Source organism: Planctobacterium sp. AWM4_229 (genome assembly GCF_056160305.1).
This window is the reverse complement of record NZ_JBSWWX010000014.1, coordinates 1-25,045: the sequence shown is the minus strand read 5'-3', so window position 1 is coordinate 25,045 and position 25,045 is coordinate 1. Positions and strand designations below refer to the sequence as shown.

Genomic DNA, 25,045 nt, shown 5'->3' with positions numbered 1-25,045 from the left:
CATGATCATGTTAAAAAAAGCCCTGCTGGCGTTGGGCTTGTTGTTGCTTGTCCTTGTGGGCGTTGTAACCTTCAGAACCTTTACTTTTTTTACTGAGCAACAAGTTCAGGTTGAACCGATAACCAGCGCATTCAGCCCGGATAAGAATGCCGTAACGCAAAGACTTTCCCGAGCCATTCAATATCAAACCATCTCCAGCGAAGAATCCTCAGATAGCAATGGTGAATTCGAGCGATTTATCGATTTCTTAAAGGCTAGCTACCCCAACCTGTGGCAGCAGTTTCCACCGGAGTTTACCTCTGAGTACAGTCTTCTGTTTCGCATCAAAGGTACACAGTCAAACGCCAAACCTGTGATGTTCCTCGCCCATACCGATGTGGTTCCCGTCGATGCCGAAACACTGCACAAGTGGCAACAAGCGCCTTTTGGTGGTGATATTGCGGACAACAAAGTCTGGGGGCGTGGTGCTATCGATGATAAAGGCAGCGTAATGGCACTGTTGGAAGTAGCTGAGTACCTTGTTACAAATGGCCAATTACCTGAACGCGATATCTATCTGGCCTTTGGACACGATGAAGAGATAGGCGGCAAATCTGGCGCGGCAAAAATCGCAGAGAAACTCAAAGCAGAAGGTCTGGAATTCGAGTTTATTCTGGATGAAGGCGGCGTAATCACCCAAGGCATAATGCCAGGTATCCAGCAGCCCTTGGCCTTGGTTGGTATTGCGGAAAAAGGCTTTGCCAACTTTAAATTAACGGTGGAAGGGAAAGGTGGTCATTCTTCACAACCTCCCGCAAATACCGCCGCCGGTATTGTGGCACAAGCAGTAGTCAAAGTAGAAAACGCCCCCTTTCCCGCCGACCTCAGTTTTATGAACAAAACCTTTTCAAAAATTGGCAGTTATGCCGATGTTTCCATGCGTTTACCATTCAGTAACTTATGGTTACTACAGCCCGTTATCGAAAGTGCCATGAATGCTTCTCCGGCTACATCAGCCAGTATCCGAACAACCGCAGCGGTTACCATGTTAAAAGGCAGTTCAAAATCCAATATTCTGCCCACGGAAGCCTCGGCGGTAGTGAACTTCAGATTATTCCCAGGCACAAGTGTCAAAGATGTGGAAGCACATCTGACTCGCGTAATCGACGATGACAGAGTAAAGATAGAGCCATTTATGGCCACTGAAGCCTCTTCAGTATCCGCTGCAGATAGCGCCAGCTTTGAGTTATTAGAACGCACCATTAGAGGTATTGACGGAAATATTCTGGTGGCACCTTATCTTGTGATCGCAGGCACAGATGCCAAACACTACGAAGGCCTTTCGAACAACATTTACCGTTTTATGATGGTGCAATTTACGCCAGAGTCACTGCAGCGCATGCACGGTATCAATGAGCATATCGATATTGATGAGTACCACCAGATCATGACCTTTTATCATGCCCTGATGACTCAACCGTTTTAGGGTCAGGTGGCAATACCTGACCCCGTCATGCTATTGAGTACTTTGAACTGTTGTCGTGATTAACTTAGAGTGTTCGTCGCCGGTGCCATAGACTCCGTCTGGACCGGGAGTGTAATCAGAATGCACCATATCCAGCAAGCCATCGCCGTTCAAATCTATTGGATAGGCCTTTTCGCCCCAGTAGAGTTGAGACTGAAACAAACCGGGATCTTGCACCTCGAAAGTTCTGTCTGCTTTTCTGATGTAGAGGTAAGGCGAGTTTTCATCAATATAGGCTGAGCCGGCCATTATCAAATCTTCCAGACCGTCATTGTTCATATCCGCAAAAATCATCGGTAAAGGCATATTGAGATTACGGCCATAAAATGAGTATATTTCTGTTGTTAAAGATTGATCAGCGAAATAGCTGTCGGTCTCATCAGAAAATTCACCATTGCAGTCACTGATAAGCGCCTGCAAATATCTGCCAGTATTACCAGCAGAAGGATCCGCATCAGTATTGCCTCGCTCATGAGCTAACACCAGATCTTTCGCCCCGTCGCCATTTAAGTCGCCAACAATTAATGATTTCACGTAGGTATAATCATCATTCCAATCTACACCGGGCAAATTGTGCACATTGTTCGCTCTGAAATAGCCAGTTCCATCATTGTAGGCGATCTTATTAAAATTAAATTCCTGATTATTGTTAATACGCTTTAATCTTCCCATCACCAAATCCGGGAAACCGTCACCATTCATGTCTTCTAATTTGTGATAGATGTAACGCCAGTAGTATTGATAGGTTTCACCGCCATGCAGAATATCGGTGGGTATGCGGTTGTCATAATCCACTGTAAAGTTACCACTGCCGTCGTTAAGCAAGAAATGCCCTACAATATTGTCGTAGCCACCACCACTTTCAACAAAAATATCAATATCGCCATCACCGTCGATGTCTCCCCAAGTAACGCCTTTACTATGGATATGATCGTTTCCTGTTGAGTCCAAGTAACTCTCCGCCAGCTGCGTAGTGACATTATATGTTCCTTCCTCGTTGCTCATCAGTACAACGGGCAGCTCACCATAGTAACCTCCTGATGGGGCTTGTCCTCTATCAAGGTTACCACCATCCATGATGACAAAGTCCACCTGACCATCACCATTGAAATCTGCTGTGGCGGCTTTTGGCGCGTACATGCTCACTTCAGTATCCAGAAACTCAGAAGTCACATCCGTCAAACTGCCATCGCCATTGCTCTGTAGGAAGATTAACGCAGATGGTTCAAGCGAATTATTGTCTTCACCGCCCACCAGCAAATCAGTTAATTGATCACCATTAAAATCACCTGCGTAAAGGAATTGGTCCGCGATGCCTTGCGCAGAAAAATCCGTTGTGGATTCCGTTGTATAACTAAATTCATTAATGTTGACTTCAAGTGACAGCGGCTCAGGAGCAACGCACTGTAAGTTAAATACCACCTCAGATGCCCAATTCTTCACTCTGACATTTACGGTATCGGAAGCGGTGTTACCATCAATGTCAGTTACCTCAACTTGAAGTATCGCATCAATGTCGGCATCCACTTCCGGGGCAGTAATGGTAATGCCGTACTGATCGGTCGCAGATAGCACTAGCTCTACACCAGACAATTGTGTCCAGCTCACCTGATTGATTTGGTTATCTGGGTCATCCGCTGTGGCCACAAGCTCTGCTGTTTCTTCTTCAAATAGCTCAATATCAGAAGGCGCGGTTACATTCACTTCCCAATCTTCAGACTGATCCCCCGAGTCTAATATCATTACTGATTTGAAAGACGTATAAGAAATACCGTTACCATCGGTCAAGCTAAGATAAACAAATAGAAAACTATCTTGTTCTACCTGCTGCGCAGTGACCCGAGTATTTACACTCTCTGCAGACTCAAACTCAACATAATCTGATAAGTAGGTCCACCAAAGTGCACTGGTAAATTGATTTTGTGGGTCAGTGATATCTGGTGCTAATTGGGCACTCTCCCCTTCTACAATCTCTAAAGTGTCCCCCATATCAACTGAAAAACTGCCGGAGTCAGCTATTAAATTAACGGTCACCTGTTCCTGAGTCACCCCGCCGTCAGCATCGGTAACCGTAATCGAAAACAGCAGAGATTCATTTTGAGTGACACTTGGCATAGCCAAGGTAAAGCTGGCTTCTTCTGGTGCAAAAAGATTTACGGCTGTACCTGACAGTTGTTCCCACAAGTAACTCAATTCAGTGCCATCTGGATCGGTTGCTTCTACTTCGAACAAGATAATTGAGCCCGAATAAACGTTATGTTCCTTTGTAACCTGAATAACCGGGTTTAGGTTTTCAATTTCAGCAACACTTACCATTTCCATGCGGGTACTGATTGGCGCTGCCAGCGGGACATCAGTGCTTTGTTTACCGAAATGATGGCGTTCTATTTCACCATCAGAGCTACGCAATATGTACTGATATTGATTAGAAGCTCTTCTTACCGCAATGTCAGCCTTTCCGTCACCGTCGTAATCGGCCACAATGGGAATATCCTCTTGCTGTTTACCAAAATGATAGCGACCGATACTTGCATCGCTACTATTCAGTACGTACCAATACTGAGTGGAAGGTCGGCGCACTGCCACATCGGCTTTGCCGTCCCCATCATAATCAGCTGGTAAAGGGATATCTTCAGCTTGCTTACCAAAATTGATTCGCTGTATTTCACCGTCTGAACTATTCAGAATATACCACATCTGATTTGATGCTCTTCTGACCGCAATATCAGCTTTCCCATCGCCATCGTAATCAGCTGGTACGGGAATATCTTCGGACTGCTTGCCGAAATTGATACGCTGAATTTCTCCGTTTGAACTATTCAGGATATACCACATCTGATTTGAAGGTCTTCTGACCGCAATATCAGTAATACCATCTCCGTCATAGTCTGCTGGAACTGGAATGTCCTCGGCCTTTTTGCCGAAGTTTACGCGCTGTATTTCTCCATTTGAGCTATTGAGGATGTACCACATTTGATTTGAAGGTCTTCTTACGGCCACATCAGCGGTACCATCACCATCAAAATCACCACTTACCGGAATGTCATTTTCATGCTGGCCGAACTTAATACGCTGAATAGTTTGATCGCTACTATTCTGAATATATTGCATAAAGTTAGCCTGGCGTCTAACGACAATATCGGCTTTTCCGTCGCCGTCAAAGTCCAGTTCAGTGGCAAAACTAGTTGCAGTACATAGTGTGGCGATAACAAAAATAAGATGGTGAAACAGTTTCCGGTTCATTAGCTCATATCCCAAAAGCTTTCAATAGAGTTCAGTTAAAATGAACGCGGAGTATAGATTTTAATCGACTTATTGCAAGTCACTTTATTTAACAGGCAGTGCTATAGCGTGGACACTAATCGTAGCGACTGTAGTACTCATCTCGACCGCCGCCAAACTTAAACTGGTGAGTACCATCACAGAAGGGTTTGTTGCCAGTACCTGAGCAACCGCAAAAGTGTTCAGTTTTAGTTTCTGTCGCCGTATATTTTAACGGTTGATACCGAGTACCTTGGTGAGAGCCATCGCAAAACGGTACGGATTGGGTTTTACCGCATGAACACCAGAGGTAAGTTTTGCCTTTTTCAACTTGCACCGCAACCGGTCTGTCGTTGGACACCGGCGTAGCAATATTGGGCTTTTTTTCTGACATGAGTTATTTCCAATAAATATTGCGCTTAACTGGTAAATACAGTAACGAAATGGCTTAATAGCTGCATCGCTGTTTTAGAATAAAAATAACATGGACACAAGCTTAATACCCGCAGACCAGCATTTTGCTGTCATGGCCGCCCTCTTCGCTATCGCCTTTTTTGGATTCTGGGCAGAAAAACAGAACTGGGGCAAACTGGTAACTGGCACTGTTTGGGCTATCCTCGCCGCTATTATCGCATCAAATCTGAACATCATCCCCAAAAGTGCTGATGCCTACAGTTTTGTATTTCGCTATTTGGTGCCGGCATTAATTCCACTATTTCTGATCAATGCCAATGTTAAGCGCATCATAATGGAAAGTGGTCGCGTGGGAATTGGCTTTATTCTGGCCTGCATTGGTTCTGCCGCTGGCGCTATTGTTGGTATTAGCCTGCTTGACCTGGGTGCGCGAGAAGCTGACCTTGCCGGAATTTTTACCGCCACTTACACGGGTGGCTCAGTAAACTACGCCGCGGTGATCCAATCTACAGGATTCGATGACGCTAATATTATCTCTGCCGCCACAGCTGTGGATAACCTGATGAGTGCCTTGTTTTTAGCCGTTCTGGCTATTATGCCAGCTTCCAAATGGTTAATGTCTAAATACGCGGTACGCAATCACGAATTGGAAGAAACCCAACCCTATGCGCAAAGCAGCCAACAGGTTACAGGTTTTAGCCTCGCCGCCGCGCTCACATTTGCGCTGTCTGTCGTAGCACTCTCAGATGCCACAGTTATGTTATTGGAAAGCTGGTTCCCGGACTATGAAATCAGTCGTTTGCGCTATGTGTTCATCACCTTGTTTTCTATCCTGCCTGCTACTATTGCCCCGCAAGCAATGCACAAACTACAAGGTGGTGAAACCATCGGTATTGTATTGGCGTTCGTGTTTTTTGCTGCCATTGCTGCAGGTGCAGATGTCGCTAAGCTAGTCAGTGTGGCTCCCATTCTGCTGGGGTTTGTAGTGATACTGCTATTGTTCCACGCCGTTGTCGTATTCGGCCTGGGTGCCCTGATCTCGCAACTGAGCAAGAAGTTAAGTGGTAAGGAAGATCATCTATTCAGACTGTCTTTACCTGAACTTATCATCGCTTCCAACGCCTCAATATTAGGTGCCACCACCGCGCCCGCATTGGCAATGGCCAGAGGTTGGCCAGCTTTGGCTACACCGGGAATTCTGGCTGGCGTTGCGGGTTACATCGTCGGCACGCCCTTAGGGCTGTTAGTGGCTTCTTTGGCTGGATGAGGCGAAATATTGTACTGCGCCATTTAGTCTGCTAGTTTCTTGAAATAGATACACACATTTCAGAGACCGGATGGTGCAATATGTTTGGCAAAATTAAGAGCTTTTTTGGCCGTAAAAACGCCACTCCTCCTGCTGCACCGCCGCAAATGGCCACTTCAAGGCTACAGCAACCAGAAGTTGCCACCCGCAGCAGGAGCGCAGCTGTTATGTCACCACCTTCTGCAGAATCGGTTATGGCGGCGAAAAGGCAATCTACTGCGGCCGAGGCGTCCAGACCTTCTCCTGCCTCCGTCACACCTTCGCGTCCTGCAGTATCCCCACCGGCATCAGAAAGCAGATTGCCGCCACCGCCAGCCATGGTGCGTGGTGGTGAAGACTTCCGCCGCGTAGAAAAATCCATGAAACGCGGCGAGCGGGTTAAAGCTCAGGATTTTATGTCCGTAGCAACAGCCGGTGGAAGCCGCGATCTCAGAGCTGCCAAAACTAAAGAAGTCATACTAAAAACCAAGCATGGTGAAACTGACGGCATGACCATGCGCCATCGCTCCGGCAGTGTCACTGAGTTACATCTGGCAGCAGATTCCAGTAAGGTCACTGCGGCGAAGCACTTCAGTAAAACCACTGGCAAGGTCACTGAAGTGCGAGAGGCCCACATGCGCGGTGCAGCACAAAAACAATTGACTAAAGTGGCTGCCAGAAAGGACCATCGGGGCGAATAAGCACGCTACGCAGTCAATGGCAATGCGACAATAAAACAGGTGCCTTTACCTGGTACACTCTTTACTTCAATACTGCCACCGTGATCTTTGATAATCCCATAGGAAATGGATAGCCCGAGCCCTGTTCCTTCGCCCTCAGCTTTGGTGGTAAAGAAGGGGTCAAATAACTTTTTCAGGTTTTCAGGGGCAATACCCGGGCCATTATCGGCTACATATACTTTCAGAAAACCATCGTCTAATCGGGTGTAAATTTTGATTACCCCATCTGTTTTAATCGCCTGACCCGCGTTGACTAATAGATTAGTAAAAACCTGCGCCAATCTTCCCGAATGACAAATGATCTCAGCTCCCTCACAGAAATTAGTGTAAATCTTACAGTGATATTTGAGCTGATTATTCACCATCGCCAGAGTATTGCGAATACAGTCGTTAACGTCAGTTAACTTTTTCTCATCCGCATCTGCGTGAGAAAACGACTTCAACCCCATGACAATCTCTTGAACTCGTTGCAAACCTTGCTCAGACTCATTCAACAAGGAATCAATATCGCCACAGATAAACTCAACATCGTTTTCAGCCATGATTTTTTCAAATGCGGGCCCCAAAGAAGCGGAAGTTTTGAGGGCCTCAGCACTGGAATCAATAGCGTTTTTTAAGGAGCGGATATAATCCTCCATGGTTTTTACATTGCTTAGCACATAACCCACAGGATTGTTGATCTCATGCGCAACTCCAGCTGCCAACTGCCCTACCGAGGCCATTTTTTCAGCCTGTAAAAGCTGTCTTTGCGCAGCGTGTAATTCACTGTTGGTTTTGTTTAATATCTGATTTTTGCGTTCCAACTGCACAGTACGCTCTTTTACTTTAGCTTCTAATTGATGGTTAAAGCTTTGCAGCATGTCTTCGAATTGATCTTTCTGGCTAAATTCCAGCTCCAGATTATCAATGAGTTTATTGAATGCGATACTCAAACCACCTAACTCATCATTCGCCTGAACAGGTATTCTGGTATTTTCGTTAAAGCGCCCTTCGGTTACTGCAAGTGACACGCTCTCTGTGCCACGAATAATAATATTCAGCCGTGCTTGTATGTAGTAAGCAGCCAATACGGCTAACATGGCCATCATCAAAATCAAAATAGCGCCGGGCAATAAGAAGGCTTCCAGGAGAATAAGCTCTGTTTGTACTGCCAGATGCCCTTCAATCACGACAATATCAGCAAGACTGGAAACAATATTTCGCTCAAGACTCAAAAACAAACCTGAAAATGCAACAAACTGAAGCACAAGCACAATGCAAAACGCCTTTACTTTTAAAGAGACTGAAGCTGTGTGTTTGGTCCAGATTTTTAGCAGGGGCATTAACATAGGATCTTAAAGTGAGTGAAACATAAAAGATGAGCAAAAAATAACCTCAAGTGACATTTGTGTCAATTGAGACTTTAGTAGTACTCATCCCAGGTTCACCTTCCGCCTGAATTTGCTCAACCGAACTTTATTACCCATACTTAAATCGACTGCAATCACTCACGAAGGCGCGCATTGTTAGACATTCGATGGTGGATAATCCTTTGCTCGTTGTTACTATATGTGCCTTTACATGGGGTATGTCAGCAGGTGGGCGCTGTGGATAGCAGCAAACCCGTTTACGTCATTGGTTCAGAGAATATTGGCTATTACCCTCATTATGACTTTGTGAATCCTGAGCGGCCCGGGTATCTCTCATCATTATTAAAACTGTTTGCCAAACAATACAACCTGGAGCTGGTTTTTGTGGCCCTACCCAACAAACGCCTGCATCTTGCCCTGGAACAAGGGGTTGTAGACCTCGCCTATCCAGATAATCCCAATTGGGGTAAAAAGCCTGTTAACCGCCAGTTGAGCAAATACTATAGCAAGCCCATCACTCAGGTTTTAGGTGGCACTATTGTGCATACGCGGCAAAAAGATAAAGGCTTAAGGGAATTTAAGTCTCTGGTGGTGCCATTTGGTTTTACGCCTATCAAATGGCAACAAAGAATAGACCAGAACGAAGTGCGTTTGGTGCAAGTGGCGGATGCATTGAAAGCACTGGAGCTGGTTCAAAGACAACGAGTTTCGGGGGCGGATATCGAATTTCACGTAGCCATGCATCTTATTGATACTCATCCGCAATTAACAAATCTAACCCTGGATCCGGACTTGCCCTACGATATTGTAGGATTTAGCATTTCTACCTATAAACACCCCGCTTTTCTGAAGCAACTGGATGCCTTTATCGCCAATCACCCCATCGAGGTGTCTGCGCTAAAACAGCAGTATGGATTACGTGCGCCAGAAACCATATTGAGTTCAATTTCCCAAAATCCTTAGAATGACAACAGTGTGCCTTTCGACATGCTTTAAAACTTAAATTTATTGATAACTATTCTCATTTGCATTTTTATTTACTATTATGTGCGTCCGCAACTAACAGGGAATAAAAAACACATGAACAGCAAGACCAAACTAGGCTCAACAGCCTTGATCAGCACACTCGCTCTCGGCATGGCAACAGCACATGCCGATGAGGCAAATTCAGAAACCGAACAATCTAAAGAGCAACGCTCCATAGAACTCATCAAAATTCACGGTGTCAGGGATTCGCTCTACAGCGTTAAAAAGTCCGGCGATTTACGCCGCTTGGTGGATTTAGTGGATACACCTGCAACAATCACGGTACTCACCAAGGACCAAATTGAAGAATCAGGACGTTCTGATTTAAAAGAAGTCTTATCAACACAAGCGGGGGTGACTTTAGGTACAGGTGAAAACGGCAATGCCTTCGGCGACCGTTACATTATCCGCGGTCATGAGGCGCGTTCTGATGTGTTTGTTGACGGTCTGCGAGATCCAGGCATGAACACCCGCGAGAGCTTTTCGGTTGAACAAATTGAAATAACCAAAGGGCCAAGTTCGACTTTTGCTGGCAGAGGCTCTTCAGGTGGTGCAGTCAACAGTATTACTAAAAAAGCTTCATTGGGCTATGACTTTGGGCGCGTAGATGTTGGCGTAGGTACAGATAATTATCTACGAGCATCAGTTGATGTTAATACGCCGCTGAGCGAAAACGTCGCAACTCGTATCAATGTCATGACAGCGACCGAGGATGCGCCTAAACGAGATGGCGCAGAGAGAAATCGCGATGGTATTTTACTTTCTGGTTTATACGACGACAGTGACAAGACCCGAGTTTGGGCTGACATTTACTATCTCAAAGCAGAAGATATTCCCGATTTTGGCTCCACTGTGGTCAATGATGAAATTTTAGAAGACATTCCTGTGTATGCGCAACAAGGTGATTTCATGGAGTCGGAAGCCTGGTCCTCAACGTTGCGAATTGAATATCAGCTCAATGATACCTGGAAGCTTTACAATATTACCCGCTACGGTGAAACCGAAAATGGTTATGTCGCTACCAGCGCAGGTGGAACCACGGGTTATAGCACAGAAGAAGACGCCAATGCAGGCACCAATGGTTTCGGTACCTTTACGTTTGGAAGTCACTCCAATTACCAAGACATTGAGCATTTCGCGACTCAATTCAATCTGTTTGCAGACACGATGCTGGGTAGTACGGAACACAAATTTCTGATCAGTGCCGAGTATGCTGACTATTCCGTATTAAACGGTCGTTACACAAATACGGGGTCAGTCGCTGAAACAAACTGCTGGTCTGCTGGACGCGGCGGTGTCAGAGAAAACTTCTGCGTATTAGACAGCAGTGGTAATACCGTTGCCAATTTCAACAATATCATTGATCGCAGCACTGCAATCCAGGGTGATTTTAGTTCAGATTACAGTTATCAGGTTAGCGCGATATCTTTAATGGATACAATGCAATTAACTGAAAAACTAATGGTATTTGCCGGCATTCGTCTCGATTCTTATGATTACAGTAACCTCGCCAACGGCCGCAATGGAGAAGCACTTTATGAGTTTTCAGACACGCTAACCAACGGCCACTTAGGCGCGGTGTATGAAGTGGTAGACGACATCAACGTTTACGCCTCCTACGGTACTGCAACCAACATCAATGGTGGTGAATCTGATGTGGGAGCCAACTGCGGCTACGGTGGAATATGCACTGACTCAGATGGCAGCGCCGAAGCGGAACCAGAAGCCGTCACCAACCTTGAAGTCGGCACAAAAATGTCGTTGAACGATGAACAATTATTCCTGCAACTTGCTGCATTTCGCCTGACCAAAGATGACATTATGGAAGGTGCCGGCCGCGGCTACGATGTAACGGGCGCACTCAATACCGGGAAACATGAAGTAACGGGTGTAGAGTTTGCCCTAAACGGCCAACTAACGGACGCTTTAAGCATTCAAGTGAGCACCGCTATTATGGATTCAGAAATTCTGCAATCGGCATCAAACCCTGATAGTGTCGGTCTGCCATTGGCTCTGTTCGCCAATAAAAGCTTTTATGGGCAGGCGCGCTATCAGTTGACGGAAGATTTTGCCTTTGGTGGGGACTTTACCTACAAGGACAAAATGACTGGTGGCCAACCCGATACGGGCTCTACAGGTCCCGAAGTGCCAGCGTACCGCGTGATTAATCTATTTGCCTCATACAACTTTTCTGAGGTACTGAGTACGCGCCTGAACGTTGGTAACGTGTTGGACAAGGAGTACTATACCTCCACTTACAGGGCACCTAAGTTTATGTACATTGGCGACCGTCAGTCGCTACGTGCCACAATGACCTATCAGTTTTAATAATACGTAAAAGAGGATCCGGTTCATGGTCTTGATTGAACAACTACTAAATAAAAATGAAGTAGAGGTTTTCCGAAAACACCTCAATCAAGTGCCATGGCTGGATGGTAAAGGCACCGCAATGGGAATGGCTGCTGAGGTAAAACTCAACGGCCAGGCCGACCCTAAAAATGCAACCGTTAAAGAGCTCTGTAACTCCTTGCTGGCACGCTACGGCGAAACAGCAAGGCTAGTGTCATCGGTCTTACCCCACAAAATATTCCCCCCTTGCTTCAACCGTTTTGCCGAAGGGGAAACTTATGGCTTCCATGTGGATGCAGCCATCATGCGACTACCTGAATCTAATGAGGTACTGCGTTCAGATATGTCCATGACCTTGTTCTTGTCAGAGCCTGATGAATACGAAGGGGGGGAACTGGTGATTCGCACTGAGTTTGGCGAAAACCGGGTTAAACCTCAGGCAGGGGATGCCGTCGTTTACCCTTCGAGCAGTTTACATCAGGTTACCCCAGTTACATCGGGAGTGCGCTTAGCCGCTATTACCTGGATGCAAAGCCTGGTAAAGGATACCCACATCCGTGAAATGCTGTTTGAGCTGGACCAGAACATTCAACAATTGTCGGCTAATGATAAGGTTTCGCGACAGCAATTAGATAGTCTGCATCATGTATACCACAACATGATCCGAAAATTTTCAGATGTCTAATACCATTCCAATAAACATTTCAGGAACAGGCCTTAGGCCATTATTTCGAGACATTTGATTTCTCTTGATACCAGGGTTTCTTGATAACTTCCTGACAATGCTATGCTATTGCTATAACCAAACCCCAGGTAAGGAATAGCGTTTCCCGTGACCATCGGCACACAACACATTCTGGTTGTTGAAGACAACCACACCACAGCAAAAACCCTGAGTATTTTCCTCAATGGTGCAGGCTACGAGGTGGACTGTGTTGCCAATGGTTCAGAAGCACTTATTGAATTTCAAAGCAAAAAATATGCGCTCATCCTGCTGGATATCATGATGCCAGGCATTGATGGTTTAACGGTTTGTCAGAAAATCAGACAAACCAGTGACATTCCCATTGTGATGTTGACGGCCAAATCCAGTGAAGATGACATTGTGAATGGTCTGGAAAATGGAGCCAACGACTATGTCTGCAAACCTTTTGGCTCAAAAGAGTTGTTAGCGCGCATTAAAAATTGTCTGCGACATGCTTCGACTCGAGAGCGCGCGCCCCAAAATATCCAACTAGGTAACATTGTGCTACTGCAAGATAAACGCAAAGTTTGGCTGGACGAGGAAGAAGTCAAACTGACTAAAAGTGAGTATGCAATTTTGCATACAATGATTAAACAGATTGGCAGAGTGTTCACACGGGAACAGTTAATTACCCAAGCTCTGGGTGAGCAATATGAAGGGTTTGAACGCACTATCGATACTCACATGTGGAGTTTGCGCAAAAAGCTTAAAGAGCCTAAAGGCCAACCTCGATACCTACACTCCGAAATGGGCATTGGCTATCGGCTTGAAGACATTGCCCCACAAAGCTGCAATAGTTTAGTCAGCAATACAGAAACAAATAACCAATAGACGGCAACTGAGAATCTCATGCAAACGCTGCAATTTACCCGAAGTTTAACGTTCAGAGTAGTGTCTCTGATGCTGCTCACCGCAACAATTGGTATTGCCATCGTCGCTGTTATCATTCATCAAGCGACGCGCAGTAACTTTGATGTCCAGCGCACCAATTGGCAAGCACTAGCAGAGCAAAACCCCAGCGCCATTCAAGCTCAGTTATTAGCACACTATAAAGAAAATGGCATGCGGGGAGCCTGTCAGGTGGTGGATAAACTGGATGCCAGCTTGCTCACTATGGATGTGGTGCTCACCGACAACAATCAAACAGTACATTGTGCCAGCAAATCGCGCTTTACCTATGCTCAAGTGGTGTTTCATGGCTCTGGTGTTGTGCGGTTGTTCTCTGATAGTGACGAAGTTATGGCTTATGATCTGGCTGTCGCAGAGTCATTACCCCTGAAAAACGCAGCAGGAGATATCGAAGGCTGGGCAATGACAGTTGAGGCTAAACCGTTGATGTTAGCAGGCAGCGAATTTGCTTGGCGAATCTGGCAGCAGTCCGGGATTTGGGTAGGCGTAACGCTGATACTGATTGCCGTATTTGCTGTGTGGACAATTAACAGGATGATGCGCCCCATCGCTGGAATTACCGAGGCTTCTGAGCGTCTTCGTCTTGGCGACATCCCAAGTCCGCTAACCAGTAGTGGCAGCACCACTGAACTTAAAGCGCTAACCGATACCTTTAACCGTGCTACACAAGCCCTTACCGAAACAGAAAAACTCAGACAGCAACTGGTATCTGACATCGCCCATGAATTACGCACCCCGGTCACTAATATCAAAGGCCAATTAGAAGCCTTGCAATTGCGACTGATCACCGACAATGACGAGTTTCATCATACGGTGGCTAACGAAGTTATGTTGTTACAGCAACTTATCAGTGATTTTCAAGATCTGGCACAAACTGATTCAGGTCAAATTTGTCTCAACTTGCACAACATCCCACTACTCGAACTGATGGAAGACTGTCTGTTAAGCCAAAAACGTCAAGGAATAACCATTAACCTCAATATTTCCGACACACTCAGCGTGCGCACCGATGAACTGCGTTTCCGCCAAATCATGTTAAATCTGTTGGAAAACGCCCGACGGGCCAAGCCAGAACAATTACATGTGGAAGTATCTGCGATAGAACAAGACAACAACGTGGCAATCACTTTCTGTGACAATGGACCGGGCATTGATGAGTCGGACGTACCCCATATTTTTGACCGTTTTTACCGGGCTGAAAAATCACGGAATCGCAACTCAGGGGGGTCTGGTTTAGGGTTGGCGATAGTTAAAGGGTTGCTTTTGCGTATGCAAGGCAATATTCGCTATCAATCTGGTAAGCCTTGCGGCGCTTGTTTCATTATCACTTTGCCCTGCGGCGCTGCCATCAGAGAAGATTCAGACACATAAATTTACATTCACAGCGATGTTATCAGAGGAATCTTGATAAAAAATTGACAGTAATCCATAACACTAACTCCTGTTTAAAGTGCATAAACCCACAGGAGACAGTGTCATGCCAAACCTCATCACATACGCTCGCCAAGCGGCTAAATTTACAAGCGCAGTAGGGTTGCTTTTTGCCAGTGTGCAAAGCTCGGCGATTGAGTTTGAAAACTATCAATTAGAGGGCAATCCGGAAAATGCCACAGTAATGGAATATCGCGGCCGATCAGCCTTGCAAGTCACAGGTGGTCGTTATTGGTTTAGCGACATGACTCTGTCTGACGGCGTGATTGAGTTTGATGCCGCGATGGATGAATCTCACACCTTCTTTGGCCTGATTATGCGGGCAGAAAGCGACAATCATTTCGAAAACATCTATTTGCGCGCCCATCTCAATAAAAAGCCTGACGCCATGCAATACATGCCTGTGGTGAATGGTATCTCTTCGTGGCAGATCTTTTCTGATGACAACGCCATTAGCGCAGCTAAATACGACTTTAACGACTGGAACAAAGTGAAAATCGTCGTAAAAGGTGATAAAGCCGACATTTATGTCAATTCCAATGAACCCACCCTGCACGTACCAGATTTAAAGACCGATATTAAAACTGGCCGTTTGGGACTTTGGATGTTCAGTATCGAGAAAACGCCTGTGTACTTTAGTAACTTGCAGGTAAGAGCGCTAACTCCTGATGACAAGATTGTAGGTACAGCCAAAGAAACACCTGCCCTGGCAAATGGGTTAATACGCAGCTTTAAAGTGAGTGAGCCAGTACCTGAAGATACCGTTGGTCATAATCATTGGCTGGATTTAGATATCGATAAACTTAACTGGCAATCTCTCGAAGTCGAAAGCAACGGGATAGCCAACCTGGCAAAACTGGGTGGTATCGCAGATAAAGCCAATACCGTGCTCATTCACGAAAGCATTGAGTCAGACAAAGCAGAAATGAAAAAGCTGCGCTTTGGCTATTCCGACCGTGTGCAGATATTTTTAAATGGTAAACTGGTATTTGCCGGAAATGCCGGTTGGAAACAGCGTGACTACCGCTTTTTAGGCACCATCGGCCTACATGATGCCGTCGGCCTTTCATTACAGGAAGGTAAAAATGATCTGGTAATAGCGGTATCAGAAACCTTTGGTGGCTGGGGTTGGACTGCCGCTTGGGAGTAACCCACCCTTATCGCTTTTAAAACTCTCAACATCAAAAGGTCAGCGGGCTTGAATTCACTTTCCGGCTCTCTGACCATACAATTGCGCCTTCCCGTCAAATCATATATTCAATAACATCTTGCTCTTTTTTATCCCTCAGACAATTGTTTCTGACCCGGTTAACTACCATTGAAGAATACAACTCGCGCATTAAGTTGCTGGCGGTTTTTACAAATAAACCCGGAACTAGGGCATGCACCAGGCACGCTAAAGCAGCGATAAGCAGCTTAAAGGAAAAACCCATAGCAACCAGAAAATGTTCACGATAAGATTCATTTACACTATCAGGATGTTCAATGAAAAGTTTTTTCAGCATAATATCTACCTTCGCCTTTCTCTAATACTTGTATCGGTATGTAACTCTGAAAAATGAGTTGGAATGTATTACAGGAAAATAATTTAGCAATGTCTTCTCAACTGTTATTTTTCTTTAGCCTGCTGGGTGCGTTTAACGGTTTACTGTTAGCAATCTGGTTATTCACGCGTAAACCAGCGACATTGGCTAACCGCTTTTTAGCGATGCTGATTTTTATGATCAGCGTGCGCATAGGTAAATCGGTATTTTTGTTTTTTTCAGCAGAGCTTGATTACGTCTATCGCCAAATTGGGTTGTCCGCCTGCTTTTTAATTGGTCCGGCCCTGTATTTTTATTTTCAAGCCCACCAAAACTCTGGTAAAGCCACGCAGCACGCCTGGCAATGGCACCTCGCCTCACTTTCAGGCATTGCGCTATTGGCAGCGATTTATTTCCCATTTCAGGAGAACACTCCGGAAATCAACGGTTTAATGTACCGCATTATCAACTACATTTGGCTGGGTTACTTATTACTGAGCTTACCTATGGCCATACCCGCCATTAAAGCGCGCTTTAGACAGAGTCTTAAAACGCCGCTGGACGCAGAAACCAATATTCAAGCAACGGCATGGCTTGGAACATTTGCCGTATGGCTGGCCTATTTTACCTCCAGTTATACCAGTTATATCGTCGGTGCCCTCTCCTTTTCATTTTTACTTTATTTGACCGTTTTACTGCTACTTTATGAACGAAGTAAAAAACAAGCGGCTCGTTATCAAAACAAGAAAATTGATGAGCAACAGGCGCAAGCCTTGATTGAAAAACTAAAACATCAAATGGTATCAGAAAAGCGTTTCACAGATGCTAATTTGACACTGCCACAACTCGCTAAACTAACGGGCGTAAATGTACCGCAGTTGTCGCAGCTGCTGAACGACAACCTCAATAGCTCATTCAATCAGTTTGTTAACCAGTATCGCATTGAAGAAGCAAAGCGTTTATTAGGCAAAACACCACAACTGAGTCTGGAGCTGGTAGCAGAGCGCTCGGGGTTTAATTCCCAATCCACCTTTTACAATGCCTTTAAGCGACAGGAGAACACCACACCAGCTCGCTATCGACAGCAATTTAACTGAAGCCGATTCCACCTGAGAGATAAGGGGCTTCAATTGCAAGTACAAACCTCTTACTGAAAGACATTCAGCTACTGTGTTACTTCAGTTTTCTTATGAATTTATAATTCAGTAATACGGTTTTATAACCCAAAGAGATATACACTCCCGTATTCAATAACATCGCTGCAACTTCACGATAAGACTTGCAAAGGTGTTTTATGACCATCAAATCATTATTCTCGATGCTGCGACTTAGCATTTTGGTGCTGTGCAGCTGGCAAATTCAGTTTGCTTCGGCAAATACGGAAGACAAAGAACAATCCGCCATCATTGAAACCCTGAACCTGTATTTTCAGGGCACATCCTATAATCAGCCAGACGTGATCAAACAAGCGTTTAGTGACACAGCGGTTTTAAACCTGGAAAAAAAAGACGATCCCAATTGGATAGTACCTGCTGCTGAGTATATTAGTTGGTTTGAAGGGCAGATAGAGGGGCAGTACAATGGTCGTATCGGTGAAATATTGGCCATTGACATCGTAGGCAATATCGCCACAGCCAAAGCAGAAATCTTGTATCCAAAACGCAACCTGCGTCTCATTGATATGTTTTTGCTGAAAAAATTAGAAGGCCGTTGGCAAATCATCAATAAAGCTGCCACCCGTACTGAAGAAAAACGCAACGGCAAACGCATTTTGTTTATTGTTTCCAGTGCCCAATTTCACGGGGACTCTGACCTTGCTACGGGCGTGAGCTTTTCCGAGTTAGTAAATGCTTACCACACATTTGAACAAGGCGGTTACAATGTTGACTTTGTGAGTACTCAAGGCGGTTCAATCCCCCTTTCTTACATCAACACCTCCAACCCACTGCACAGAAAATATATCTACGATCAAGATTTTATGTTTGCCCTGGCCAATACCAAAGCCCCACAAGACATTAATCCAGAAAACTATGCTGCCGTACACTATGTAGGCGGAGGTAACGCCATGTACGAGGTGGCAGAGAATCAAACCCTGCAAGATATCTCGATGGCCATTTACCAAAGACAACAGGGCATTGTTTCTTCGGTGTGTCATGGCACTGCGGGTATCGTCAATTTAAAACTGGATGATGGCAGCTACCTGGTTAAAGGCAAACGCGTTAGCGGTTACCCGGATGAATATGAAAAAGTCAGCGCAGCCTATTATCAGGAGTTTCCATTCTCTATAGAACAAACCATTGAACAGCGCGGCGGAGAGTTTTTATACGGAGGACGGCACGAAGCCCATGTTGAAGTAGATGGACGCATCGTAACTGGCACCAACTATCAATCCAGCAAAGTCGTCGCAGAAAAGATAATGGCGATTTTGGATAAGGCGATGAACTAGTTTATTAAGGCTGTTTTTAAGGGGTCAGGGTGTTTGAAATTGTGTGCAAAAAATTCTTTCAAATACTCAGGCTCCTTTTTTACGACGCTTTATTAACTCCAACAGAAAATATTTTCACCTCACTTAACCCCTTTTGCTACAGTAGCCCGTTCTTACCGATAACAATAAAAACAACATCTGAGTGAGAGCGAAAGCTGAATGAGAGCGATTTTTACAATTCCCCTGCTACTGTTGCTATTGAATGGCTGTGCGCTTTTAAGTAAGCAAAAGTCCATTCACATCCCATTTCGACTGCTCAACAACCATATTCTTCTGCCGGTAACGGTTAACGGCAAATCCATGGAATTTGTATTAGATACCAGAGCGCAACACACTCGCTTGCTCACAAGCGAACACAGTCAAGCCACAGAAGCAGAGATGGATTCCGTTGCAATTGGCAACCTATCAATCCCTTTGCATAAAAGCGATAGTAAGCACCCACATAAGAACCATCTCAGTTATATTGCTGGCATCGTAGGGCAGGATTTGTTTATACACAAAATCCTGGAAATTAACTACGATACACAGCGCATCACCCTGCACCCTCCTCGCCTGTTTGATAAGGGCATCAACTCAGCAAATGAACATTGGTCAACTATGCCTTTAAAAACAGTGCAGCAGCAATTAGTTATCGAAATGCCCCTGACACTGGGTAAACAATCGCAATACCTTGAGTTCGCTTTAGATACCGGCTTTAATCAAGACTTCCTGTTGAGCAAGTCCCAATTGGGAGAGAAACTGACACCGCTGTATTCCTACATCACGCCCGACTTTGATGTGGATGGGTATCAGGAATTTGAGGTTTATCCTCTGGACAGAACTTACCTCGGCGACCATGCCATTATCTGGCCGCTGATCAACACGCCGCTCAGTGAAGTGCCAGACAAGCAGATTTCAAACGATCACCCCATCGGCAAAGTTGGCAACGCCGTACTCTCTCGGTTTAACCTCATTATTGATGCTAAGAGAGGTACTTTGTACTACCAGGAAAACAACCGCCATCATGTTAAAAACCTGCCAGATCGCAGCGGCTTAACCATCACCCCGGACGCACAAGGTGCCAGAGTCACCAGCGTAACAGCCAAAGCTACCGAGCTATTACAAATCAACGATGTTATTCAATCCTACGAAACCGTAGATATTAATCAAAATACCTTTGACGGCTTCCGCCTGATGCTGTCGTCAGAAGCAGAACGACTGTGGATTTGCTGGCTAAGAGACAATGAAAGACAGTGCGGAAATTTAGAGATGGGGTATCGGATGTGACAACTATTACCAATTTAACTGGTGATCTGTTTGCGCTATCAGACCATTTATATTACCTTTTCTCAACAAGAGCGGTAACTTTATATACCTGCAATGTTTTTTGATTTGGATTCATCGTAGATGATTTGTTATACTGAATTTGTATCACTGTTCAAAGGTATAAATAATGGTTGGCCCAAAAGTTTATTAGTCAGATCTCTACCATCATTGGCCATTTAGCCTCCCCGACATTCGAACTATTTCCCTTCGAAAACTTAACGACAAGACAGCACAGCCTTGTAACTATTTTTCCCATTGTAGCAGTCACAAGTTTAGAAGCCTCAATCTACCTGAATTCATACCCCATTTTGAATATGTTTTTCTTTTCACTTACAAGGAAGTGTGGCAAGGTAGATTTAGTTCACCTTATTAGCATGTGAGTTATTAAAATTAGAGACTTTAAAAAAAGGAATTTTTTTCCTTATCATTAAGTGAACACGATTAATCTTGATATACATACTCTAGGAAAAATGTAGGAACAAAGAGTTTTGAGTAACCCGTCAAACATTAGAAACAATCATAACTTTGAATTAAATCTAGATTGTTCAGAATTAAATAAGGACTTAGACAAGGAAGTACGCTTTAGAAGAAACAGTTTATCTACTGATAGACTGGACATGTCATTTGGCGAAATATTATCTATGTACGAGCGAGATGAAATTGTTATTCGCCCTGCTTTTCAGAGATTATTCAGGTGGTCAGACTTTCAAATGAGTCGCTTTGTAGAGTCAATCTTATTGGGCATTCCTATTCCACCTATTTTTGTTGCTGAAAACGAGCAGGGGAAATGGGAGTTAGTTGACGGACTTCAACGTGTATCCTCACTTTTATCATTTTTCGGGATATTAAAGATAAAACATGACCTTCGTAACAAAAACTTTTGGTCTTTTGATGAAACAGATTTAGTAAAAAATCTTAAAGGGTTTAGTTCTAGTACACTACCAAACAAGTATTTGTTAAATATAAAAAGAGCTACGTGTCGAATTGAAATAATACGGTGGAACAGTGATTATGACATGAGATATGAGTTATTCAACAGACTAAATACTGGTGGTTCCTCTCTAACAGACCAAGAAATACGAAATTGCATTTACAGGGGCGTAAGTGAAGACTTTAATGAAAAACTAGAAATCTATTCATTAGATCCGGTACTAGAATTTTTAGTTTCACCTTCACAAAAGCAAAAAGATACTCTTTACCTTCAAGAACTAGTATTAAGATTCATGTCAATTTTCGATTCGCCTCATACATTTGTGAACGGTTCAATCGGGGAGCACATGACAAATTATATGAGAGAGGCCGTCGGTTCTGCATTTAAATCCGATGTAGCAGATATGTTATCATCAACGCTCAGATTGATTAAACCACTAGGCCCCGAAGTATTTAAACTGGAAGGAAACAATTTCTCTACAAGTATGTTTGACGCAGTAACTGTTGGAATCTCGAAAAATTTCAATTTTATTGAAAAACTTGAATTGAGTGAGCTAGAGAAAAAGATAATTGGTCTCAAAACTAACAAAAATTTCAGAGCTTTGACTGGTTCATCGGCGTCGGGTAAAACAAGGGTCCTACAAAGAGTTAACTTAGCAGTTGATTATTTTTCACAATGCCAGGACATTTAAAAATGCCCCTATAACTACCGGTAGCTAATGATGATAGCTGAAATCCTTTTAAAAACAGCACTGGCAAGAACATTTAACAAGATTACCGATGTTTTAATAAGTAAAGGAATTGCATTAGAAACAAAAGAAGTTGACATGCACGCCTCCCTTTCCGATCACCTAACATATGTTGCCAAATGGTCTGAAGAAATTAACTTCCTAGACTTAGGAAAAAAGAAGAAAACTAGATCTGTTTATGTAAACCTTGATTTAAGTGTAATGCCTTCCCGCCAAAAGATTGAAAAATATGAAAATTTGAAAAAAAAGTCACTCAAAAATGTATTCAACAATCTGACTAATCACATCATTATTCTGGGCCAACCCGGAGCTGGTAAAACTACGTCACTCAAATTAGTTGCGTCAAAGCTTTTAAATGAGGAAAAGTATGCTCAAAATCTTCAATTCCCCATTGTACTGAGGTTAAGAGGGTTCAACTCTATCAGTAACTTCGACATTTTTAGTGAACTTGCCACGATTTTAAATATACAAACTTCATCCAATAACGAATTGAATGTTAGAAGTGAAAATAAAGAAAACACAAAAAACTACTCGACTAGGGTTAGCGTATTCACAGCATTGGAAGAATTAATGCCACTGGTCATTTTTGATGGGTTTGATGAGCTGTCGAATGTGAAGAAAGAAGCTTTTCTGGATCAGTTTGAAACACTTACAAAGTCATTAATTAAAACTAAAGTAGTCTTAACTTCACGTACAGCTGACTTCCCCTATGCACTTGATAAAGTTGACGTACTAGAAATTAGCCCATTAAGTGATCGCCAAATAGAGCAATTCGCAAAAAAATGGCTTACAAAGAACGCTGAAAACTTTCTTAGTGCAATTAAATCTACGCCGTTTTATGACACAGCGGTCAGACCATTAACAATAGCGCATCTTTGCGCTATATACGAAAGGGTAGGCAAAATTCCTGATAAACCCAAAACCGTTTATAAGAAAATCGTTCAATTACTTGTTGAAGAATGGGACGAACAAAGGAGAGTTTCAAGAAAATCTAAATTCTTGAGTTTTGAGCAGGACAGAAAACAGGACTTTCTGTCTAGGTTAGCTTATGAATTAGCAAAAGCATCAAACACTAGTTATTTTGACAGGGAGTTGATAATTAATGCATATGAAGAGATTTGCACAGACTTCGATTTAGATATTAGTGATTCAAAAGTCGTTCTAAACGAAATTGAATCTCACAATGGATTGTTTTTGCAAGTGGATTCAACCTCATACGAATTTTGTCATAAATCGATTCAAGAGTATCTAACCGCCGATTATCTTGTCAAACTCCCCTATATAGAAAGTGATCCTCATTTTCTTTTGACAATTCCTAATGAACTAGCGATTTCTATCAGTATTTCCTCAAATTCAAGTTTATATTTTTGCAGTTTAGTTGATACATTTTTTGAAAAGTTCTTAAAAACCGACACCCCAAATAGACGCGTTCAAAATATCCGAAGATCACTGCAAGGAGCGGAAAAGCTTAGAATTCAAAAAATTGAATTTATGATGACATTTATTGATAGGCTTTTATTGGAAAAGCCTACGTTCAATAGTAATAACGATGTCTGCAGAGCATTCATTTATCTATATACGGTTTATTACGAAAACTGTGTCAATGCTGACTCTTATGGGCAACTGAGCCTTTTTGCAATTGATGAACTATTGTACAACTTTGTAAAATTTTCGAGGGTAATTATAGAAAAAAATAGAAATCCGGCTTTCTTAAATTCCTTCACTATTGAGGATAAGTTATACGACAGAGAAGTTTTTAAGTTGCAAAAAAGTATTGTAGTTAATGAATCAGATCATTTACCGAATTATTTATTTGTCCCCGAGCAAATCATGAAGATAGCGAAGCCAGACCTAGTCAAAGAGTACGAAAACAGAAAGAATTCAAAGTCTTTGTCCAGCTAAAGCAGAACCTACAGATACAAAAAAGGCAGCTTGCGCGACCTTATTTAATGTGTGGTGTTAACCTTAGATATTAGTCCAAGATTTTAGATATGACCGCCATGGAAGGCGGAAATGCCGAAAACACAGGAGCAATTTTCGGCCAACACCAGCACCTACGACCGCCATTAATGGCGGAAGCGTCGAAAACGCAGGAGCAGTTTTCGACCTGTACGACCACGTTACTCCGGGCTGTCCCTGCTCAAATTACAGGGACGTAATGAATGTCGATTTTGTCGGGAACAAAAATCGACGCCGCCCCGAATAACGAGCTCCTCATCTGGAAAACAGTGGCTACCTTTAACTAATTTTGTCGAACTGGTCTTTTTTTGCTCCCTGCAAAAAAGACATTCACGCCATCCATGGCGCTCAACCCACAGATACAAAAAAGGCCGCTTGCGCGACCTTCTTTAACGTGTGGTGTTAACCTTAGAGCTATTTTTGCAGTACGGTGAACTCGTCCTTGAAGTAATCAAAAGCATCTGTCTGGCACACTCACAGGTTTAAACCATCCATGGTAAGGGCTTCCAGCTCGGCGTCCACTTGCCTCGCGTTCGACGCTGAAATTGCTCCAGGTATTACTCCGGACTCCTGTCCTTCGCCCTTCGGGCCATCCTTCGGATGTTTAAAAATGTTCCAGACATTTTTATCACAATTTCCGGGCGCGTCTCACCCACCTGTGGTCGTACAGCTGGCGCCAGACAAAAAAAAACCGCTAAAAGCGGCTTTTTTGTATGCTTCGTTCAAAAATTATTAGTCAAGAATTTTTGAAACTACGCCGGCGCCTACGACCGCCATGAATGGCGGAAGTGTCGAAAACGCAGGTGCAGTTTTCGACCTGTACGACCACGTTACTCCGGGCTGTCCCTGCCCTCCGCCCCTTCGGGGCCGCGCTAAAGCGCGTTCAAATTTGTTCCTGACAAATTTGTCACTCCATGAAGGCTCCAGAACTGTTTTGGCGGGCGCACAATCAAAAAAGGCGCTCACAGAGCGCCTTCTTACTTTAAGTGCAATCTTCGAAATTAATCAAGGATCTTGGAAACTACGCCCGCACCAACAGTTCTTCCACCTTCACGGATTGCGAAGCGCAGACCTTCGTCCA

Annotated in this window: 19 protein-coding genes; 14 read left to right on the top strand and 5 right to left on the bottom strand. The window is 44.0% G+C overall.

What is annotated here, in order from left to right:
• The first annotated feature begins 1 nt into the window (after position 1).
• Positions 2-1,465, top strand: coding sequence for a M20/M25/M40 family metallo-hydrolase (locus tag ACXAGP_RS21455; RefSeq protein ID WP_475263827.1), 1,464 nt, complete (start codon positions 2-4; stop codon positions 1,463-1,465).
• 30 nt (positions 1,466-1,495) lie between these two features.
• On the opposite strand, the gene ACXAGP_RS21450 is transcribed toward ACXAGP_RS21455, so the two are convergent.
• Complete coding sequence (locus tag ACXAGP_RS21450; RefSeq protein ID WP_475263825.1) at positions 1,496-4,747, bottom strand: FG-GAP repeat domain-containing protein; 3,252 nt, start codon at positions 4,745-4,747, stop codon at positions 1,496-1,498.
• Between the two features lie 115 nt (positions 4,748-4,862).
• Complete coding sequence (locus ACXAGP_RS21445) at positions 4,863-5,159, bottom strand: CDGSH iron-sulfur domain-containing protein (RefSeq protein ID WP_475263824.1); 297 nt, start codon at positions 5,157-5,159, stop codon at positions 4,863-4,865.
• A 90-nt stretch (positions 5,160-5,249) separates the two neighbouring features.
• On the opposite strand from ACXAGP_RS21445, the gene ACXAGP_RS21440 reads away from it, so the two are divergent.
• Positions 5,250-6,446 carry a DUF819 family protein gene (locus ACXAGP_RS21440; RefSeq protein WP_475263823.1) on the top strand — a complete coding sequence of 399 codons (1,197 nt, stop codon included), beginning with the start codon at positions 5,250-5,252 and terminating at the stop codon, positions 6,444-6,446.
• 80 nt (positions 6,447-6,526) lie between these two features.
• Positions 6,527-7,165 carry a hypothetical protein gene (locus ACXAGP_RS21435; RefSeq protein WP_475263821.1) on the top strand — a complete coding sequence of 213 codons (639 nt, stop codon included), beginning with the start codon at positions 6,527-6,529 and terminating at the stop codon, positions 7,163-7,165.
• A gap of 5 nt (positions 7,166-7,170) precedes the next feature.
• Here ACXAGP_RS21435 and ACXAGP_RS21430 read toward each other — a convergent pair whose 3' ends face one another.
• Positions 7,171-8,418 (bottom strand): sensor histidine kinase, encoded by a 1,248-nt coding sequence (locus tag ACXAGP_RS21430; protein ID WP_475263820.1) that lies wholly within the window; start codon positions 8,416-8,418, stop codon positions 7,171-7,173.
• A gap of 372 nt (positions 8,419-8,790) precedes the next feature.
• On the opposite strand from ACXAGP_RS21430, the gene ACXAGP_RS21425 reads away from it, so the two are divergent.
• The 6 genes from ACXAGP_RS21425 (at position 8,791) to ACXAGP_RS21400 (ending at position 16,163) form a co-directional block, all read left to right on the top strand.
• The gene (locus ACXAGP_RS21425) at positions 8,791-9,516 is read left to right on the top strand and encodes a type 2 periplasmic-binding domain-containing protein (protein WP_475263818.1); all 726 of its coding nucleotides are present in this window, start codon (positions 8,791-8,793) and stop codon (positions 9,514-9,516) included.
• A gap of 117 nt (positions 9,517-9,633) precedes the next feature.
• Positions 9,634-11,907: a TonB-dependent receptor gene (locus ACXAGP_RS21420; RefSeq protein WP_475263817.1), complete on the top strand. Its 2,274-nt coding sequence runs from the start codon at positions 9,634-9,636 to the stop codon at positions 11,905-11,907.
• A gap of 25 nt (positions 11,908-11,932) precedes the next feature.
• Entirely contained in the window at positions 11,933-12,613 is a 681-nt protein-coding gene (locus ACXAGP_RS21415; RefSeq protein WP_475263815.1) for a Fe2+-dependent dioxygenase, read from the top strand.
• 147 nt (positions 12,614-12,760) lie between these two features.
• Complete coding sequence (locus tag ACXAGP_RS21410; protein WP_475263814.1) at positions 12,761-13,504, top strand: response regulator transcription factor; 744 nt, start codon at positions 12,761-12,763, stop codon at positions 13,502-13,504.
• Positions 13,505-13,522: 18 nt separating this feature from the next.
• Positions 13,523-14,953, top strand: a complete 1,431-nt coding sequence (locus ACXAGP_RS21405; protein WP_475263813.1) for a sensor histidine kinase — start codon at positions 13,523-13,525, stop codon at positions 14,951-14,953.
• A 106-nt stretch (positions 14,954-15,059) separates the two neighbouring features.
• The gene (locus ACXAGP_RS21400; RefSeq protein ID WP_475263811.1) at positions 15,060-16,163 is read left to right on the top strand and encodes a LamG domain-containing protein; all 1,104 of its coding nucleotides are present in this window, start codon (positions 15,060-15,062) and stop codon (positions 16,161-16,163) included.
• Between the two features lie 94 nt (positions 16,164-16,257).
• Here ACXAGP_RS21400 and ACXAGP_RS21395 read toward each other — a convergent pair whose 3' ends face one another.
• Positions 16,258-16,518, bottom strand: coding sequence for a DUF6356 family protein (locus tag ACXAGP_RS21395; protein ID WP_475263810.1), 261 nt, complete (start codon positions 16,516-16,518; stop codon positions 16,258-16,260).
• 89 nt (positions 16,519-16,607) lie between these two features.
• Between ACXAGP_RS21395 and ACXAGP_RS21390 the strand changes: the two genes are divergently transcribed.
• The 5 genes from ACXAGP_RS21390 to ACXAGP_RS21370 all read left to right on the top strand — a co-directional run bounded on the left by ACXAGP_RS21390 (position 16,608) and on the right by ACXAGP_RS21370 (position 23,907).
• Complete coding sequence (locus tag ACXAGP_RS21390; RefSeq protein WP_475263808.1) at positions 16,608-17,633, top strand: helix-turn-helix domain-containing protein; 1,026 nt, start codon at positions 16,608-16,610, stop codon at positions 17,631-17,633.
• 197 nt (positions 17,634-17,830) lie between these two features.
• Positions 17,831-18,982 (top strand): nuclear transport factor 2 family protein, encoded by a 1,152-nt coding sequence (locus ACXAGP_RS21385; RefSeq protein ID WP_475263807.1) that lies wholly within the window; start codon positions 17,831-17,833, stop codon positions 18,980-18,982.
• Positions 18,983-19,180: 198 nt separating this feature from the next.
• Complete coding sequence (locus ACXAGP_RS21380; protein ID WP_475263806.1) at positions 19,181-20,287, top strand: hypothetical protein; 1,107 nt, start codon at positions 19,181-19,183, stop codon at positions 20,285-20,287.
• Positions 20,288-20,814: 527 nt separating this feature from the next.
• Positions 20,815-21,948 (top strand): GmrSD restriction endonuclease domain-containing protein, encoded by a 1,134-nt coding sequence (locus ACXAGP_RS21375; protein ID WP_475263804.1) that lies wholly within the window; start codon positions 20,815-20,817, stop codon positions 21,946-21,948.
• Positions 21,949-21,975: 27 nt separating this feature from the next.
• Positions 21,976-23,907 (top strand): NACHT domain-containing protein, encoded by a 1,932-nt coding sequence (locus tag ACXAGP_RS21370; protein WP_475263803.1) that lies wholly within the window; start codon positions 21,976-21,978, stop codon positions 23,905-23,907.
• Positions 23,908-24,965: 1,058 nt separating this feature from the next.
• Here ACXAGP_RS21370 and ACXAGP_RS21365 read toward each other — a convergent pair.
• On the bottom strand, positions 24,966-25,045 hold an 80-nt coding region (locus ACXAGP_RS21365), incomplete at its 5' end, for an EF-Tu C-terminal domain-related protein (protein WP_474517820.1).

Coding starts and splice junctions, on each gene's coding strand:
- ACXAGP_RS21400 (WP_475263811.1), top strand. CDS start 15,060: ATGCCAAACCTCATCACATACGCTCGCCAAGCGGCTAAATTTACAAGC.
- ACXAGP_RS21370 (WP_475263803.1), top strand. CDS start 21,976: ATGATGATAGCTGAAATCCTTTTAAAAACAGCACTGGCAAGAACATTT.
- ACXAGP_RS21440 (WP_475263823.1), top strand. CDS start 5,250: ATGGACACAAGCTTAATACCCGCAGACCAGCATTTTGCTGTCATGGCC.
- ACXAGP_RS21380 (WP_475263806.1), top strand. CDS start 19,181: ATGAGAGCGATTTTTACAATTCCCCTGCTACTGTTGCTATTGAATGGC.
- ACXAGP_RS21415 (WP_475263815.1), top strand. CDS start 11,933: ATGGTCTTGATTGAACAACTACTAAATAAAAATGAAGTAGAGGTTTTC.
- ACXAGP_RS21385 (WP_475263807.1), top strand. CDS start 17,831: ATGACCATCAAATCATTATTCTCGATGCTGCGACTTAGCATTTTGGTG.
- ACXAGP_RS21420 (WP_475263817.1), top strand. CDS start 9,634: ATGAACAGCAAGACCAAACTAGGCTCAACAGCCTTGATCAGCACACTC.
- ACXAGP_RS21395 (WP_475263810.1), bottom strand. CDS start 16,518: ATGCTGAAAAAACTTTTCATTGAACATCCTGATAGTGTAAATGAATCT.
- ACXAGP_RS21445 (WP_475263824.1), bottom strand. CDS start 5,159: ATGTCAGAAAAAAAGCCCAATATTGCTACGCCGGTGTCCAACGACAGA.
- ACXAGP_RS21450 (WP_475263825.1), bottom strand. CDS start 4,747: ATGAACCGGAAACTGTTTCACCATCTTATTTTTGTTATCGCCACACTA.
- ACXAGP_RS21455 (WP_475263827.1), top strand. CDS start 2: ATGATCATGTTAAAAAAAGCCCTGCTGGCGTTGGGCTTGTTGTTGCTT.
- ACXAGP_RS21390 (WP_475263808.1), top strand. CDS start 16,608: ATGTCTTCTCAACTGTTATTTTTCTTTAGCCTGCTGGGTGCGTTTAAC.
- ACXAGP_RS21435 (WP_475263821.1), top strand. CDS start 6,527: ATGTTTGGCAAAATTAAGAGCTTTTTTGGCCGTAAAAACGCCACTCCT.
- ACXAGP_RS21405 (WP_475263813.1), top strand. CDS start 13,523: ATGCAAACGCTGCAATTTACCCGAAGTTTAACGTTCAGAGTAGTGTCT.